Below are 15,457 nucleotides of genomic sequence, written 5' to 3'. Positions count from 1 at the left end.
CGAGTGCCGGGCAAGTTTCCCAGGGCCGAGTAAAAGAAAAACGCCAGACCCGAAGGTCTGGCGAAATCAGCAGGGCGGGCACGGGAGGGAACCGCCCCTGCGATTTCAGCGGGGCGGTGCCGGCTGGGCGGGCGGGCTCGGCGTGGGGCATTCAATGAGCATGACGCCCGAGCAACGACCCCAGTCGCGCCAGAGGCCGAGCCCGCTCGCAAGAATCGTAGCGAGAGCGAACACGCCCCAAGCGATGAAGGTGACGCGAGTGCGCCTGCCTTTGCCTAGTCGCTCGAAATAGGACTCCCATCGTCCATGCTGAAGCTCCTCGGCTGACGGCTTGGCTGTTGGCTTGGCTGGCGCCTCGGCAATCTTCGCGCTATCCATGGGATAGGCCTCCAGTTCGAGGAGACGAAGATAGCCGCCAAGCAGCTTAAGATGGGAGTAGATGGCGTGCGACTTCCAGATGCCGTAGGCTACGACAAGGAAGGGCGTTATCCAAACCAGCGCTCCAAAGCCGAACCGGTACTCTGCGCTTGCAAGCCACGCAAAGATGGCTACGACGCCCAGGACGCAGGCCCTCTCCGTAAGCGCGAGTTCGGCCATGCACCCTTCGACTTCCTTGCGCAGGGCGATGTACTCTTCCTTCGGTAGCCAAGGTTCCGCCATAGTCCCTCCGTCGCAATGGACCGAACTGTGGCAGTGAACGAGCCAGAGGGCAAGCGTCGCACCGAAGCACCTTAGTGGCAGCCGTCCGCCAGCGCTCGCCGCTGTCGTACGTCCCGGGCATCGGCCGATTGTTTGCGACAATCAGGCTGGGATAGCAGCAGACGGTCGGGGAGCCTGGGGCCTGGCTACACGAATCGCACCCAACAACGAAAGGCCATTTGTGACCACTTCAAATATCCTTTCCGCCTCCATCAGTGCCATGCCGCGCCTCATGCCCGAAGGCATGTTCGACCCCATGCCGAAGGTTTCGGCGAAGTTGTCGACCGGCGAGGAAGTTTCCCTTTCCAGTTCTACCCCGACGAGCTCGCCTTCACCGAAGCGGAGTTTGTGGGCCTGACTGTGGAAGGGCACGGAAGCTCCATCAGCGCAAGGACGTCGCGTACCTGCGGAGCTGATTGCACAACCACTATTCAAAGGGCCGGAGACCTTTTCCGGCCCTTCTTTCGTCCAACGCGTTCGTTATCAGCTCCTATGCACACAAGTCAGCTCCTTACGCGCCTCGGGGTCTTAGCCGCCCTGTCGACCCTCGGCCTTGCGGTAGTGCTCACCGGATGTGACCGGAAAGCGAAAGCGCCGCCCATCGCGCCCGTGGCGTCGCGTCCGCTTGCGGACCCGCTGGGCCTGTTTCAAGAGATTCTGCGACCGTGCCAGGCAGTGCTGGGAGCTTCAGCAGAACGTGTTTGGCAAGCGCCAACGGGGAAGTGGGTTCGCAACAAGTTCATCCCGAAATCGCTAAGCTTCGACGTGAAAAAGACCGACTCCTTGGTATCCCCGTACGTGGCATACATCGATGTCAGGTACTTTGAGGCGACGGACATTGACAACTCCGAGCAGGCCGTCAAAGCCCTGACAGTTCCAAACAAGCTGAGCAGCAACGTCGACCAACATTGGGCGCTGAAGTACGCCTTCAGGGACGGCAAATGGCAGCAGGTCGAAGTTGACTACTCCTTCGCGTTTCCTGATTTGAACATCGCCGAATCAGCGCCCAAGCCGCTACGCTTCGAGGACCTGGTCGAAGTCAGGCCAGACGCCACCGCTTGCGCAGTTCCGGCAACCTGAACACCTGCGGCGCTCTCCCGACCTGCGGGGTCAGCGGCGACACTCACTGGGTAGCAAGCTCGGCCTCATGTCCACAGGCTTGCAGACCCAGGTCACCCGGCCAGCGGCGTCCGCCGACGGGATGAGCTGGAAGGTGCGCCCATTCGCGGGGCCTGACGCAAGGACGAACTGCAGGACACCGTTGGACGTGTTCAGCTGCACGTCCTTAAGCTCATATGGCGGGCGCGTGTCGGAGAGCACCTCGGCCAGGCTGCCTGGCAGCCGCCCCTGTGCTTCGTAGAAGGACCCGACCTCTGCCGCTACCGTTTTGCCGTACATCAAGGCACTCGTCGCCTTGGCGCGCGTCGTGTAGTCCTGGTATGCCGGCAAGGCAATCGCGGCCAGGATGCCAATACCGGCCACCACGCCCATCACCACGGCGAGGATGAGCGCGATGTTGCTCGTGCCACCCTTGCTTGCGACCAGCACGACCTGGGCCTGCGGATTGCTGCTCGTGGCCCGTGCCTTCGCGACGAGGCGCTGGCAGTGTCGGTAGTAGCCACCATTTGAGATGAGCGGCGGCACGATGAAGATTCCAAGGAGGTACACGACGTAGCCCAGGCCTCCCGCAGTCGGCGAAACCGCGGCAAGCCCGCCGAGCGCAATGGCCAAGAGGTACGGCAGGAAGAAGTAGAGTGCCGCCTTGCCCCACATCTTCCGGTACAGCAGCCACCAGAACGTACAGAAGAAGGCCGGCCAGTGCCAACCGACCGAGGTTGTGCCCGCCCGGTCGAAAGCTTCAAAGCGGCGCAAGTAGTAGTCTCGATTCTTGTCGCCAATGGCCAGGCCGTACAGCTCGGCTTCGTTCTCGAGGGCCTGCGCCTTCGCGGCCGCAGGGCCCTCGGGGCCTTTGCCAACATCGAGGGAGGGCTCTTGACGGCCAGGTGTGGTTGCCGGAACGGGTTTTCCGCAGCCAGCGCAAAAGTTCGCGTAGCCCGGGTTGAGGGTTCCGCAGTCAGTGCAATTCATGTGCAGGTCGGTCTTTCACAAGGGATTTGCCTGCGCAGGGCTGCACCCGGCGGCAGGGGCTCGAACTAAGGGAAGGGGCGGGCTCAGGAGGTGACCTGATACACACGCACCAGCTGCGCCTCGTCGGGGCTGAATACGCACGACCACTGCTTCTTGCCGGTGTATCCGCCGTAGCTGTTCTTGGCGTTGATTTCGAGCCCATACGAAACGCCTGGATAGGTCTTGCCGGCGTGGTAGTCGTAGGCGGGGCCAAGCCGCTGCGTCTCCGACATGCGGGCGCTGTCTGGGTCCTTGAGCATGTCGCGCGCGGCCGCGCTGCACTTCGCCTTGTTGGCAGCCAGCAGCTCCGGCGTGGGCGGATTGGTGTCAGGAATCTTGGCGGCAAGCTTGCGCTTGGTCTCGTCCAGGTTGGCCAGGATGTCTGCGTAGCCGCTGTTCGAATTCACGCCATTGGCCTTCGAGTAGACCGACGTTTGTCCCTCGCCGCAGGGCACCTGGCTAAAGGTGTTGCCGCATCGATAGACGGTTTGGCCGTGCACGGTGGCTCCGCATAGGAGCAGCGCCAGCGCTGCGATAGTTTTCATTCATTCTTCTCCTCGCCCGCGGTTGTACCGGCAAAACGAAGGCAAAGCGAGGGAGCGGTCCCGAAACGTCGGTTCCTCGCCACCCTTAGCGGGCAAACTTCACGCTTCGTGCGAGCTAGAGCGTCGGGCCTGCGCGCAACAATCTCTTGAGAAGCGCTCTTCCGCCGGCGCTGTTCATGGTTAACGAAGCAGAGGTCCCCTGGGCCTTGTCGTACACCACGAGGTTCTCTCCGCTATCGGCCGAGCCCTGGTAGCCCCAGGCGTCGATGTGCCTGGTCACGATGACCAGCTTCTCGCCTTCGAGCACCAGGTTGCGCGCGAGCTCCATAGCCTCTTGCACGCTTGGCAAGCTTTTCAGGCTTGGCGTCGCGGTGAAATCCTTCGACCGGTAGGGACACCACTCGAGCACGGCGACTTTGTGAGCAAGTACTCGGTGCACCTCCTCCAGTGGTACCTTCCAGTTTTGCCCGAGCTCAGTGGCCACACCACGAAGCTTGGCCATCTGCCGCTGCTTTACTGCCAGCTCTGCGCCACCCTTCCAATAGGCGACCCCAGGGTGCGTGCGAAAGGCCGGATTGAAGTCGTAGAACGGATAGCCGCCTGGCGTGTGCTGCTGCTGGATATTGGCGCTCTGTGCTGCAGTCATCGCCTCGTGTTCTTTCGGCCAAGCCTTGCGCCAAGCTTCATCGTTGTCGCCATAGCCTGCGTTAAGCGTCAGGATGACGGCCTCCGCCGTCCGCAGGTTCCCCAGCACGGGAATCGGCAGGACCTGGAGCTGGAACTGCGGATGCTTTGTAGGGTCGAGATGGGGCTCGTCCTTGGGGTGGACATACAAGGACTTTGGTGACAAGTCCAGCTCTCGCCAAAATCGTTCGAAACGCTCAATGCCTTTGCTCATCCTCGACTCCGTCTTGCTGCGCCCGCTCGCTGGCGCGATTCGGGGAATGGTACGGAAGGAGCGATATAAAGCGAAGCTCAATTCCGGGTGCGTTGCGCAAGTCTCACGACCGCGGACAGGGGCTTGACTTATATTCGCGGGTTTCGCAGCCGCGCCGCCGCCCCGAGGTCAGGAGAACCGCTCCGCAGGGCCTGCTCGTCGCCTTCGTCCGCTGCAAGCCACGCTCGGACCGATTCGATATGCCGGTTCAGTTCGGCTTGGTCGCCAGCCCGGTATCGGTCCCGCAGCGACGTGAGAGGCTCGATGATGATTTCTGGCCAGCCGAACTGGTCAGCTGTGATGTCCGCCACCGTCGGCTCGCCGGCGATTTCCAGCTCGACCCAGTAGTGTCCTCGCCAGTTGCCGGAGACGTCTCGAACGCCATCGTTGTCGCCACCACCGCCGCGGATGACACTGCGGTGCGGTGTGAACTTGTGAAAGGCGTCCAGCAGCAAAATGCTCCCGAGCGCGCAGACGCCATCGGTGCGCTGATGCTTCAGCGTCATATCGAGCGTCTGGACGAGAAGTCGACGCATCGTGGCGGCAATCTCGAGCGGAGGGGGCAGGGCGGACTCCTGTTGGTGCGAACGTTGCAAGTGTGTCATCGCCGGGGAGCCTGCTGCACCGGGTTTCGGCGCTAGACGGCCCGGCCAGTGTTGGTGATGGCCGCGCGCTGCCAGCCTTGGCCGGGCACCAGGAACGAGTACGGGCCGTCGGTATCGATGGTGTCGGCAGCGAAGGCATCACCGCAGAGCCGGACCGCTGTGCGCCCCAGAAGCTTGTTGGCAACGAGTACATACTGCTCAGGCTCGTCGATATCCGGCTCAGAGATGCCAGCAACCAGTCCACGCGAAGGGTGGTGGATGGCAGCTCGAGTAGAGGTCTTGCCAGAAGCCCGGTCGGTTAGCACCGCGACGTAGGCGCTCAGCTCGGACTCGTCGGTGTACGTCGCGTCCGCCACGCGCTTCATCGCGACCGAGAGGGTGTGCGCCTGCTTGATGTGATAGACGCTGCGCAACACGGGCCAGGGGCTGCCAACCATCAGGCACGAGTGGGTAACAGACAACGGCGGCCGGCTGGCCACACCGTCAGAGTACTCCGCAGCGAAGCTGAGGGGACTTGCCTGCAGCTTCTCCAGGTCTTCAGGCGTGCCGTCCTTGACTCGCACGAGCAGCATCGTCTCGTCGTAAAAAGGCGTCTCGTCGATTTCGCGCCAGCAATTGGGCTCCGCTTCCTGCACGTGGCCGTCCTTCAGCTGCGCGCAAATCTGGAAGGCGAGGGTGGGCGACAAGCCAAACGCTTTGGCGGCATTCAGGTGCCCCGGCAAGACGTCAAGCCGCTCAGGCGAGATGCCCGACGCCTTCGAAAGGTCCGCTGCGACGGCTCGCGGGTCGCTCAAGCGATTGAGCGTGACGCCCCGCGGGCGCGCAAAGACCGTGGCCAGGGCGGCCAGCGCGTAGCCGCTGGAGTAGTTGTTCCCGCCTCCACGAAGCGGCTGGAACATCGACGAGCTCAGCATCCCGTCGAGCTCTTCGAGCGCACCGTCGTTGCCCGGCCGGGCCGCCTCTGCGCCCAGCGTCATCATCCTGGTGCTCTCGTTGCGAGCCAAGAGCCGGAAAATCTCTCGCCCGACAGGCCCTCGAAGGGCCGACGCACCTTGGGCGATTGCGTTGAGGCTCCTGATAAGCTCTTTGTCGTTCATTGGGCGGTCGGCGCGGAATTGGCGCTTATTTTAAGTAATTTGGGACGCGGATTTTAGCAAAGATTGTTTTAGGCCACCAGCATTATATTAGACTGGTTTAGGTCCGCGAGAAGCGAAACGCCCTTCGAAGACCCAAGAGGTCCGCGAAGGGCGTGCGAAAAAGGAGTTCTCTATGACTCGGCGGCGTCCATGAACTTGGTAGTTGCCCACAAGCCGCGCTTGAACTGCTTGATTTGGCCTTTGGCTACCAATTCCCGGCGAACTGCGTCCAACACTCGACTGGCGATGATGGCATGGTTGGCGGGGAGGGGGTTCGTCCGTTGGAGCCATAGGCCGCCGTGCTTCAGCAGGTGCTGTCGCACTTCATCTGGTGTAGATGTCGCGTTCCCGAGGAGGCGCTCTCGAGCGAGGTCGAAGAGCTGCTCGGGGATTGGAGTAGTGCCGAATTTCATTGGTCGAAGGTATTGGTCCGGAGTTTAAGGGAGGCCTGTACCCGGTATAGGAAACGGTCGCAGGCCCGGGAGCTCGACCGTGCCGTCAAAGCTGAATAGGCCGGCCTTGGCCGAGGGGGCCGCGCGCTCACCCTGCATCGGGCGAAGCGCCTCGCGCCAGGCCTAAAAGTCCAATCCGTTCGTCCCGAACACGTTCCCGTGAACGGCGAGCCCAGAGCCATGGACCATTGGCAAACCGTTTGATGGAGTGACGGAGCCGAACGGGTCGGCGACGTACCAATCATCCCGGAGTCGACCGCGGCACGGGAGTTCGCAGAACGCCAGTGGAGGCTGACAGGAAAAAGCCTGCTCGCATCGCTGCAGCAGGCTTTCGGTAGAGGGTGACAGAAATCGCGGTGCCTAAAGTTCGAAGTGTGAGTTAGAAGGAAGGCGACCACATGGCTGTCGAATGGTAAGACTGGAATTCCGGAGCCTAAGTTTCAACCAAGAGAATTTAGAAGGAAGGCTGTCAGGTAGCAGTCGTGCAAGCATTATAGCATCAGGTTTTATATTTTTCGGACCCTGCGCGAGAAATAGTTTAGGGTTAGCCTCGATGGTCGTGCAAAAGGCGACCGATTTCGCCAACGGTCATGGTGCCAAGCCGCTCCATGCTCACAAACTCGCCGTGGAGGACCTCCTGCCTAGCCGATTCTACGGCGCGGCTGCGCGCATCGACAATCTCCTGCCGGCGCTCCTCGTTCGACTGCAGTGCGGCCGCGCGCAAGCACCGGTGGGAGTCGATAAGTTGCTGCAGGCTCAAGGCGCTCGTAAGGCCTGTCTCCTCGCCGTAGCGCCGCAGCTGCTCCCAAACTTCTTCGATTAGCACGGTAGTTCTCTCTTGCTCGAGGGCGGCATGCTTCCACGCCGCCCTCATTTGTTTACAGCCAGTCCGCCACGACCTCGTCGAGCTCATTGAGCTTGCGCTCGTCCAGGACCAGGTCGGCCTCTTCGCGCGTCGAGACAAGCTCCCCGCGCGCCTGACCATGGAGTTCGAAGAGCTCCTTGAGGCTCACCCGCTGGTCCTGCATGGCGATGACCGCCTTCAGCTGCTTCACCGCCCGGCCGCCGGCCGACTCCACGGTGTTGTACATGTTGCGTCCCTTGAGGGACAAGTCCGCCCACACCACCTGGCAGGTCGCCAGGTCAACGACCATCGGCACCATGATGACCATCGCTCCGTTCACGGAAAACTTGTGCTTCACAGCCTTCGGCTCGAAGTTGGCACCCTTGGCGGCATCCTCACGCTCCATGAACCCGGCGAAGCACGGGAAGGTGTCGAAGCTCTGCCCCGTGTACGAGAACACCGTAACCGCGGCGTAGCGCACGCCTTGCACCTTGAGCGCCGCCAGGTCCAGGTCAATGAACTCGCAAGCCCCTTCCGGCCCGGAACCGGAGCGCAGGTCACCGGAGTGGGCGCTACGGCCGTACGACCGCACGTTGGTCCAGGACAGGTGGTCCTTCTTGTTCCAGTGCTCATCGTAGAGCGCGCAGGACAGGTCGACGTCGATGTGCGGGCCCGCCCAGTGCATGAACAGGCGCACGATTCCCTTGGACGAATCCAGCGCGATACGCGAGCCGCGGGTCATCGGGGACATGCCGGACGACGCGCTGCGCTGGGAAAACGGCACCAGCACTGCTTCCAGAGCCTCGTCCACGAAAACCTTCCCGAGCGCCTTGCGCTCAGCAAAGCGACGACGCAGCTCCTTGTCGACAAGGTCCAGCACGGCGAAGCGCGCCTCCGCGGCCAACGGCTTGCGTCCATCGCCATCGACGATGTACATCTTGGCCACGGAGCCCTTCGGCATGAAGGCCCGGAACTCCGACTTGGCCGCACGCTGGCGGAAGTGCGCCAGGAGCGTCAACAGGATGGTCGTGCTGACGGACTCCACGCGGAGTGCGCCAAGCACCTCCTCGAACGGCAGGCCGCGGCTGAGCAGCGCGTCAAGCTTGCGAGCAAGCTCACCCGGGCGCTGCGCCAGCGTTTCGAGCAGGGCGAAGCGCGCCTCCTGCTTGTACAGGTTCGAGCGCACGAGCAGCTTCTCCACCCGCGACGCGTGAGTCGTGATGTCGTCCTCGCGATTGCGCAGGGCGTCAAAGCACGCCCACGCCTTCGGGAAACGCGCCTTGAACTGGCCGATGTGCAGCACTTCACCCAGGCGCAGCCAGCGGCCGCGGTAGCCGAGCATCTCCTCGAGCACGTACGCATCGGCTTGCTTGAGCGCATTGAACGCTGCCATCAAGAACTGGCGCTGACCGTTGTTCAGCTTGAAGCGCGTCACTTCCTTGAGCGACACGTCGCCCCCGCACAGCGCGACCGCCAGGCGGAGCACGTCCGTCGGGGTCTTCAGCAAGCGCAGCAGGTGGGCACGCTCCACACCCTGCTTCAGCAGGCCCGCGGTCACGAAGGTCGCGGTCTCCTTGAATGCCATTTCATCCGGCAACCGGCGTACGACGGCGTCAGCCTGCAGCTCGATGACCGCCGACACGAAGCCTTTGTACGACTCGGAAAGGGACGTGCGCGACCGTACGACGTTGTCGAACGCCTGGAAAACGTGTTCTTCGGTAGCCAGGCCGAGGAGCTTCAGCGGGGTGAGCTCGTCCAGCGGCACGACGTTCGTCTGCTCGACGTTGATTTCCGGCACCTGATGCTGGCAAATCGGGCACGCACCGAACTTCTCCAGGTCGAACAGCCGGTGGTTCACCAGGTGACCGCAAGAGAGCGCCGTGTACTGGCCACCCAGAATCGGGCCCAGGGCCGACTCGGCGTAGCCCATGAACCGACGGACGAAGTAGTCGAACGTGTCCGGCACGTCATGCGGGAAGTTCTTGAAGAGCGGGCGGTACTTCACCTGCGCGCCGACTGCCTCGCGGAGGATAGCCACCAGGCGACCATGGAACGCCTTCAGGCCTGCGACATCAAGCTTGCGCAGCAGTGCGCACAGCTCACCGTCCAGGGTGAAGCCCAGCTGGCCCACATCTGCCAGCACTGCCGGGATGAGCGTAACCGCGCTGCCGTTCAGAGCGGCAGCATCGACAGACAGGAACACCTTGCGCTTCTCGCGCAGCAGGAAGGATTGGACGACAGTGTTGTTGGCAAAGGAATTCATAGCTTGCTCGGTGTGTTGTGAAGGCTGCACTGAGGGCTGCCCTATATCCGATTCATTGCAATGCCCGTGCCAGCACGCCCCGCGAACGGCCTAAACAACACTAAGCCTTTGATGTCATTGCGCTTTCTCTATAAAACCTTAAATCTAAAATGCTTGTGGAAAACTATCCATTAGGATATAATCTATCCATGCAGACTGAACATCTATCTAAAACATGACCTGGAAGCTAGCTCGGACCCGGCAGTGCGCAAAGTGCCCCTGGCGCACTGACGTTGACCCGCGCGACATCCCCAATGGCTACTCGGAGGAACGGCACCGCGCCCTGGCGAGAACCATCGCCAAGCCGGCCGATTTCACGAGCATGGATGCGCCGCTGCACATGATGGCATGCCATGAGACGGAGAACGCGCACTGCATCGGGTGGCTCGCGAACCAGGTCGGCCCTGGCAACAACATCCCGCTGCGCATGCGACTGCGAGATTGCGAGAACGCCCACCGCATACAGACCGTAGGTGAGCAGCACCCCACCTTCGAAGACACCCTCCCGAAAGACACGCCCAAGTGAAAACGCTCCGGTTCTACGGCCAGTCCGACGACCAGTTCAACCTGGATATCAACGGACGCTATGTCGCGCAGGTCAACGCAAGCCAGCGGCTCGCGCACTACCGGATTGAGTCGCCCGAGGGCGAGTTCATTGTGCACGCCACCTTTGCCCCCGAGCAGCTGCCCAGCGATACATGGGCCATTGGCGTCGCAGCCGGCTCGGCTGGCAAGCGCCTGCCTGCTTGGCCGATGCGATTTGAGCAGGATGCTTCCCTCGTCATCGAGGCCCCCGATGAAGCTGTTGTCATCCACGGCGACCACGCGCTCTTCGGGCGCTACGTCTAAACGATTTCTCCGCCCCCATGACCAAGAAGTTCATCGTCACCTACCGCCCGCCGGAGCACGCCGGCAAGCTCATCGCCGTCGAGCATGAGGCGGCCGAAACGCTACTTGAAACGCTCCTGCCGGCAGCCGTCTCCGCCCTCCAAGCGGACAACGGTCCGTTCGAACTGTTTGGACAGCGGTTCGACGTGGAGGCCTTGATGGTCTGTGTGCCTGACGACCCAGTCCGCCACGCCTACGACGAGCGCAGGGCGAAGCTGGAAGGGCGGCCGGCACCGGTGCGGTACGAGGACAGCCGCGGCCTGATGCGCCGCTACGTGGCTCCGAAGGTGGAGGCACTCGACGACTGGTTCGACCGAATCGCCAATGCGGGCGGCGCCCGTAGATACGAGCTCGAGCGGGAAAACTCGGAACTCATGCGGGCGGAGGCCTGAGCCATGAGCAGAACCGTTGTCCTTGGCTTTCTCGGCAGTCAGCTCGACTCCGGCCTCACGGCCAAGCGGTGGGAGCGCTGGCGCCCAACCGTGAGCCTGGCCGCGCAAGGTGAGATTCCCGTCGACCGCATTGAGCTGTTCACGTTCAAGGCCGCTGAATCCGCCTTGGCCGAAGTCGTCAAATCCGACATGGAGACCCTCAGCCCGGACCTCCAGGTGACCGTGCACGACCTCGCCATCAACGACCCGTGGAACTTCCCGTCCGTCTACGCCGCGCTGCACGAGTTTGCCCGGGGCTATGAGTTCCAGGAGGACACCAACTACTACGTCCACCTGAGCACAGGCACGCACGTGGCGCAAATCTGCCTCTTCTTGCTGACAGAGGCGCGCTACTTCCCGGGCAAGCTCCTCGGCACCCGAAAGGGCACCCCTGACGGCAAGCCGTGGGAAGGCCGGGCGGAGGTCATCGACCTCGACCTGTCGACCTACGACCAGCTCTCCTCGCGCTTCCGACGAGAGCAGGACGACGACCTGAGCCTTCTCAAAGGCGGCATCGTCACGCGCAACGCTGCTTTCAACCAACTGATTGCTCGCATCGAGAAGGTGAGCCTGCGGTCGACCGCGCCCATCCTGCTGACAGGCCCGACCGGTGCCGGCAAGAGCCAGCTGGCAGCTCGCATCCACGCGCTGCGTGCCCGCAAGCGCATGGCCCAGGGCGCCTTCGTGGAGGTGAACTGCGCGACCCTGCGTGGCGAGAACGCGATGAGCACGCTCTTTGGCCACAAAAAGGGGGCTTACACCGGAGCGACCTCTGACCGCGCTGGCCTTTTGCGCTCGGCCGACGGGGGCATCCTCTTCCTCGACGAGATTGGGGAGCTGGCGCTCGATGAGCAAGCCATGCTGCTGCGCGCGCTTGAGCACAAGCGATTCATGCCCCTGGGCGCCGACACGGAGGTCGAGAGCCGGTTTCAGCTGCTCGCAGGTACCAACAAGGACCTGGCCGTCGAGGTGTCGAAGGGCACGTTCCGCGCCGACCTGCTTGCTCGCATCAACATGTGGACGTTTGAGCTTCCGGGCCTTGCTGCACGGCCGGAGGATATCGAGCCGAACCTGGACTTCGAGCTTGAGTGCGCAACCGAAGAGCTTGGCACCAAGGTCTCCATGAACAGCGAGGCGCGCGAGGCCTATCTCGACTTTGCCGGCAAGGCACCCTGGCCTGGCAACTTCCGGGACTTCAAGGCTTCAATCGCCCGGATGGCCACCCTTTGCACCGGCGGCCGGATTCGTCTGAGCGACGTCACGGACGAATGCGCCGTCCTCGCTCGGCAGAACCGGTTTTCCGAACCTGCGCGAACCCGGCCGCACCCGGCGGGCGACTTGGGCGATAGCCTCACCGGCGCGGTGGACCGGGTGCTGGGGTCGCGCGCGAGCCAATACGACCCCTTCGACCTGGCACAGCTCGAGACAGTGCTGCGGGCGGTTGCCACCGCCCGCAGTCTTGCCGAAGCGGGCCGTCATCTGTTCTCGGTCTCTCGACAAGGCAAGGCGAAGAGCAACGACTCGGACCGGCTTAAAAAGTACCTGGCCCGGTTTGCCCTTGAGTTTCTTGAAATCAAGCAGCAGCTGGGCGGTAGTCCGGGGGCGCTGACGGCGTAACCAAATCCCGCGCCGCTCGCAACGCGGCTCCCTCAGTTCGACGGTGCCCTGGGGGCGCAAGGCGACGGCGAACGCACATGCACGGCGCAACCGTGCCATTGTTCGCAAAGTCCCAACAAATGTGTCGACATGCAACAGCATTTAAAATAGACTGGCGTTCTCCCTTCGTCCTAAAACGAAGGGAGAACATAAACACAAATGATTCGAAGGACAGTCATCTAATGCGTTTCCGTATCGCGCTCTGCGCAGGATTTCTGATGGCCTTGGCTGGGTGCCAAGCGAAGCTGGACGCATCCAGCCCCGAGGCGCTCGATGCCTCCATCCCGAAAGTCGTGGACTCTGTGCCGGAATCCCAGCGGGCTGAACTCTCCGGGTACATCAAGAATTTGGTTCGTCCCGTCGGTGCCGCCCTGATAGTGGGCACTGCCGACAAGAACGTCGGAAATGCGATGTTCAATGAGGCCGCAAAGCATCTGGACGGACTCACGGCTGAGCAGATTTTCACAATGGCGCGCGAGTCCGAGGTTGCTGCCAAGAAGGCGCAGCAGGAGCGCGCGAGGTCCGATGCAGCAAGGCTGGTGAAGGAGGCTCAGGACAAGGTCGACCTTTTGCTTGCGGGCCAGGCTGCCTTCACCAAGGTGACCGTCACGCACGCAAAGCAGCCCGTTCAACAAGCCGGTGCCGGAATGGGCTCCTTCGTGGTTTTTGACGTGCTCAACGGGAGCGACTCGGCGGTGGAACGCGCCACCTGGGAAGTGACGTACGTCCGGACCACCGCCCAGCGTGTAGCCGGGGGCAAGTTCGTGCGGCAGTCCGCCCTCAACGAAGCGGGCTTTGCTGGAGTACCTGCAGGCCAAACGGTTCAGGTCCGACTGCCGGAATCCGCCGGGGCCTTCGGTGGCGAGGCCAAGGACTACCTGGAGACCGAAATCACATCGGTGAAGCTGATGAACTTCCAATCGGCAAATGGCGCCTTCGCGTCGGCCGACAATGAGCAACTCATCGGGCCAGCTCAGGCACGGCTGAAGGAAGCGCAGGAGACACAGGCCCGCGTCCTGCGCGACATCGACGAAGAGAACTCCATCAAGGGCTGAAAGAGCGACCGGGCGCTCACCGCGCGACGTCTCGTGCGTCGCACCGGCCGCGCGAGAGCCCCTGCGCCTGCAGTCGCGACCACGCACACTCCAAGAGCTATGAACCTCGTATCCCTCTCCGAAGCCAAGCCAGAAATCAAATGCGCAGAGCTGGAGCTTGCCCCCGACACCAAAGTGATGTTCTCGTACGGGCGTCCGGCGGCGGCACTGCTCCCAGACCGTGGCTACGTCCGTGTCGACCAGGTCATCTCCAAGACGACCGAGCGGCATATCGCCGAATGGGTCGGCGCCGAGGCATCCGAGCAGGTCTCACAGGACTTCTTGGATGGTCTCCTTGCCGGTACGGCGAGGTGCTGACCAAGTGTTGAGGGTGAAGACTATTGCAGCAGCATCTGCGCTCGCGCTGTGCTGCGCGAGTGCTTTCGCAGACAAGCCAACGGTAATCGTCCCAGGGGACTGTGGGCTCTGGGTCAAAACCAAGTCGCCTGCCTACCGTGACACGATGTCCGGATGGCTGCTGGGGTACCTGTCCGGGCTGAGCATGAGGCACGAGCCTCCGAACGACCCACTCGCGGACCTATCGCCCGAGCAGGCGAACCTTTGGATGGACAAGTTCTGCCGAGAAAACCCGCTGAGTAATCTGCAGATTGGCGGAAGTCGACTTTTCAGCGAACTCGACCGGCTAGGGCCCCGCACAAAATAGGGGACTGTCCCTTCCTGCTCAGCTTCAGTACCGCGAGGGGAGGACGATGCTGTTGGCAACTTGCTGGCAGAGGGGCTTCACGCCGGTGTAACCGCTCGCCGCCTTTCTTGCGTCGCCCTTCGTCGCACCGGCCATGCACTGCAGGCTGATGAAGTAGTCCCCGTAGAAGATGCCGTACATCTCAGCCCGCATGGCCAAGTCGATGCCCGCTCGGTCCTGAGCCGAGTCGTACTCGACAACGAATGCCGGCTGGCCTTCGACGGTGACAGCCTTCGCGGCGATGAACGTCCCGCCCTCGGGAATCATGGCCTTGACCTCACCGTTGCGCAGCGACTCCGCGACGTCTGCCTTGGTCACGCGTTCGCCGCCAATCGTTTTCACCAGCAGGAGGATGGTCTCCATGCCGGTGCCGTTGGCACTCGTCCATTTCCGAACGATGTTCGGCCGATAGCCCTCCTCGCCCTTCCATGACTTCGGCATCTGCATGTCCAGGCGCAACCCTTTGGCCTTTGGGTGGCCGGTTGCGCTGTAGGACTGCCTGAAGCCGTTTACGAACTCACGAGCTGGCGTTTCCTCGTACTGCGCTGCCAAAATGAACTCGAGCTCCGGGCTTGGAATCTTACCTGCGGCGCGGTCATTGACGAGCTCCAGAAAATCGGTTGCCTGCTGCCGCGTGATGCCTTCAATCTGCTTCGCGAGCATCGGGTCGAGCTTGCTACGCAAGGCGGCGGGCTTTCCAATCGAGGCCATGGCCTTCTCCAGGCGCTCTTCGAGGCGGGGGAACTTCGCCGAAAAGTTCAAGCCTGCCAGCTGTACCTGCTGGTGCAGCTCGGGAAACACTCGGTCAATGTATTCGAGGCTCAGCCGTTGGCCATACACGAAGCCATACGACCGGCCGAAGCCCTTGGAGGCCTCGTCGTTCATGTTGAGCGCAGAGGCAGTCGGGCTCAAGAGCAGGGCGCACAGCAGCTGTGCTGCAACAGCGAGGGAAGGTCTGACGCGGGGCACTGGTTCTCCTCGTTGGCGGCCGTCCGCGGTGGCTCTGCGGCGCGGCCATTCTTGTTAAAGGGCGAGTGC

18 protein-coding genes are annotated in these 15,457 nt (G+C 62.4%); 7 read left to right on the top strand and 11 right to left on the bottom strand.

The window, feature by feature from the left end; genetic code table 11:
- Positions 1–105: 105 nt before the first annotated feature.
- Together APY03_RS04380 and APY03_RS04375 are read right to left on the bottom strand one after the other, a co-directional pair.
- Complete coding sequence (locus APY03_RS04380; protein ID WP_068674274.1) at positions 106–660, bottom strand: hypothetical protein; 555 nt, start codon at positions 658–660, stop codon at positions 106–108.
- Between the two features lie 141 nt (positions 661–801).
- Entirely contained in the window at positions 802–1,071 is a 270-nt protein-coding gene (locus APY03_RS04375; RefSeq protein ID WP_068674272.1) for a hypothetical protein, read from the bottom strand.
- A gap of 393 nt (positions 1,072–1,464) precedes the next feature.
- On the opposite strand from APY03_RS04375, the gene APY03_RS41195 reads away from it, so the two are divergent.
- Complete coding sequence (locus APY03_RS41195) at positions 1,465–1,779, top strand: hypothetical protein (protein WP_146039535.1); 315 nt, start codon at positions 1,465–1,467, stop codon at positions 1,777–1,779.
- A gap of 30 nt (positions 1,780–1,809) precedes the next feature.
- On the opposite strand, the gene APY03_RS45300 is transcribed toward APY03_RS41195, so the two are convergent.
- The 8 genes from APY03_RS45300 to APY03_RS04330 all read right to left on the bottom strand — a co-directional run bounded on the left by APY03_RS45300 (position 1,810) and on the right by APY03_RS04330 (position 9,608).
- Entirely contained in the window at positions 1,810–2,787 is a 978-nt protein-coding gene (locus APY03_RS45300) for a DUF2628 domain-containing protein (protein WP_068674268.1), read from the bottom strand.
- Between the two features lie 83 nt (positions 2,788–2,870).
- Entirely contained in the window at positions 2,871–3,371 is a 501-nt protein-coding gene (locus APY03_RS04360; RefSeq protein WP_068674266.1) for a hypothetical protein, read from the bottom strand.
- Positions 3,372–3,486: 115 nt separating this feature from the next.
- The gene (locus APY03_RS04355; protein WP_068674264.1) at positions 3,487–4,269 is read right to left on the bottom strand and encodes a hypothetical protein; all 783 of its coding nucleotides are present in this window, start codon (positions 4,267–4,269) and stop codon (positions 3,487–3,489) included.
- A gap of 128 nt (positions 4,270–4,397) precedes the next feature.
- On the bottom strand, positions 4,398–4,913 hold the full coding sequence (locus APY03_RS04350; RefSeq protein ID WP_068674262.1) for a hypothetical protein: 516 nt from the start codon (positions 4,911–4,913) through the stop codon (positions 4,398–4,400).
- Positions 4,914–4,945: 32 nt separating this feature from the next.
- Positions 4,946–6,010 (bottom strand): hypothetical protein, encoded by a 1,065-nt coding sequence (locus tag APY03_RS04345; RefSeq protein WP_146039536.1) that lies wholly within the window; start codon positions 6,008–6,010, stop codon positions 4,946–4,948.
- A gap of 170 nt (positions 6,011–6,180) precedes the next feature.
- The gene (locus tag APY03_RS43225; protein WP_068674258.1) at positions 6,181–6,462 is read right to left on the bottom strand and encodes a hypothetical protein; all 282 of its coding nucleotides are present in this window, start codon (positions 6,460–6,462) and stop codon (positions 6,181–6,183) included.
- 583 nt (positions 6,463–7,045) lie between these two features.
- Positions 7,046–7,327, bottom strand: a complete 282-nt coding sequence (locus APY03_RS04335; protein ID WP_146039537.1) for a hypothetical protein — start codon at positions 7,325–7,327, stop codon at positions 7,046–7,048.
- Between the two features lie 52 nt (positions 7,328–7,379).
- Positions 7,380–9,608, bottom strand: coding sequence for an RING finger family 4 domain-containing protein (locus APY03_RS04330; RefSeq protein WP_068674254.1), 2,229 nt, complete (start codon positions 9,606–9,608; stop codon positions 7,380–7,382).
- Positions 9,609–9,822: 214 nt separating this feature from the next.
- Between APY03_RS04330 and APY03_RS04325 the strand changes: the two genes are divergently transcribed.
- The 6 genes from APY03_RS04325 (at position 9,823) to APY03_RS04300 (ending at position 14,034) form a co-directional block, all read left to right on the top strand.
- Positions 9,823–10,173, top strand: a complete 351-nt coding sequence (locus tag APY03_RS04325; RefSeq protein ID WP_068674252.1) for a DUF6283 family protein — start codon at positions 9,823–9,825, stop codon at positions 10,171–10,173.
- The gene (locus tag APY03_RS04320) at positions 10,170–10,496 is read left to right on the top strand and encodes a hypothetical protein (protein WP_068674250.1); all 327 of its coding nucleotides are present in this window, start codon (positions 10,170–10,172) and stop codon (positions 10,494–10,496) included. The genes APY03_RS04325 and APY03_RS04320 overlap by 4 nt, the downstream gene beginning before the upstream one ends.
- Before the next feature lie 17 nt (positions 10,497–10,513).
- Positions 10,514–10,927 (top strand): hypothetical protein, encoded by a 414-nt coding sequence (locus APY03_RS04315; RefSeq protein ID WP_068674248.1) that lies wholly within the window; start codon positions 10,514–10,516, stop codon positions 10,925–10,927.
- 3 nt (positions 10,928–10,930) lie between these two features.
- A complete protein-coding gene (gene rtcR / locus APY03_RS04310; protein ID WP_068674246.1) occupies positions 10,931–12,583 on the top strand; it encodes an RNA repair transcriptional activator RtcR in 1,653 nt (550 codons plus the stop codon).
- Between the two features lie 221 nt (positions 12,584–12,804).
- Positions 12,805–13,677, top strand: coding sequence for a DUF6694 family lipoprotein (locus APY03_RS04305; protein ID WP_146039538.1), 873 nt, complete (start codon positions 12,805–12,807; stop codon positions 13,675–13,677).
- Between the two features lie 99 nt (positions 13,678–13,776).
- Positions 13,777–14,034 carry a hypothetical protein gene (locus APY03_RS04300; RefSeq protein WP_068674242.1) on the top strand — a complete coding sequence of 86 codons (258 nt, stop codon included), beginning with the start codon at positions 13,777–13,779 and terminating at the stop codon, positions 14,032–14,034.
- Between the two features lie 370 nt (positions 14,035–14,404).
- Here APY03_RS04300 and APY03_RS04295 read toward each other — a convergent pair whose 3' ends face one another.
- A complete protein-coding gene (locus tag APY03_RS04295; RefSeq protein WP_068674240.1) occupies positions 14,405–15,304 on the bottom strand; it encodes a hypothetical protein in 900 nt (299 codons plus the stop codon).
- Positions 15,305–15,457 lie beyond the last annotated feature (153 nt).

This window comes from Variovorax sp. WDL1, assembly GCF_001541225.1.
In the GTDB taxonomy this organism is placed as follows: Bacteria; Pseudomonadota; Gammaproteobacteria; order Burkholderiales; family Burkholderiaceae_C; genus Variovorax.
This window is presented reverse-complemented; position numbering and strand designations above follow the sequence as displayed.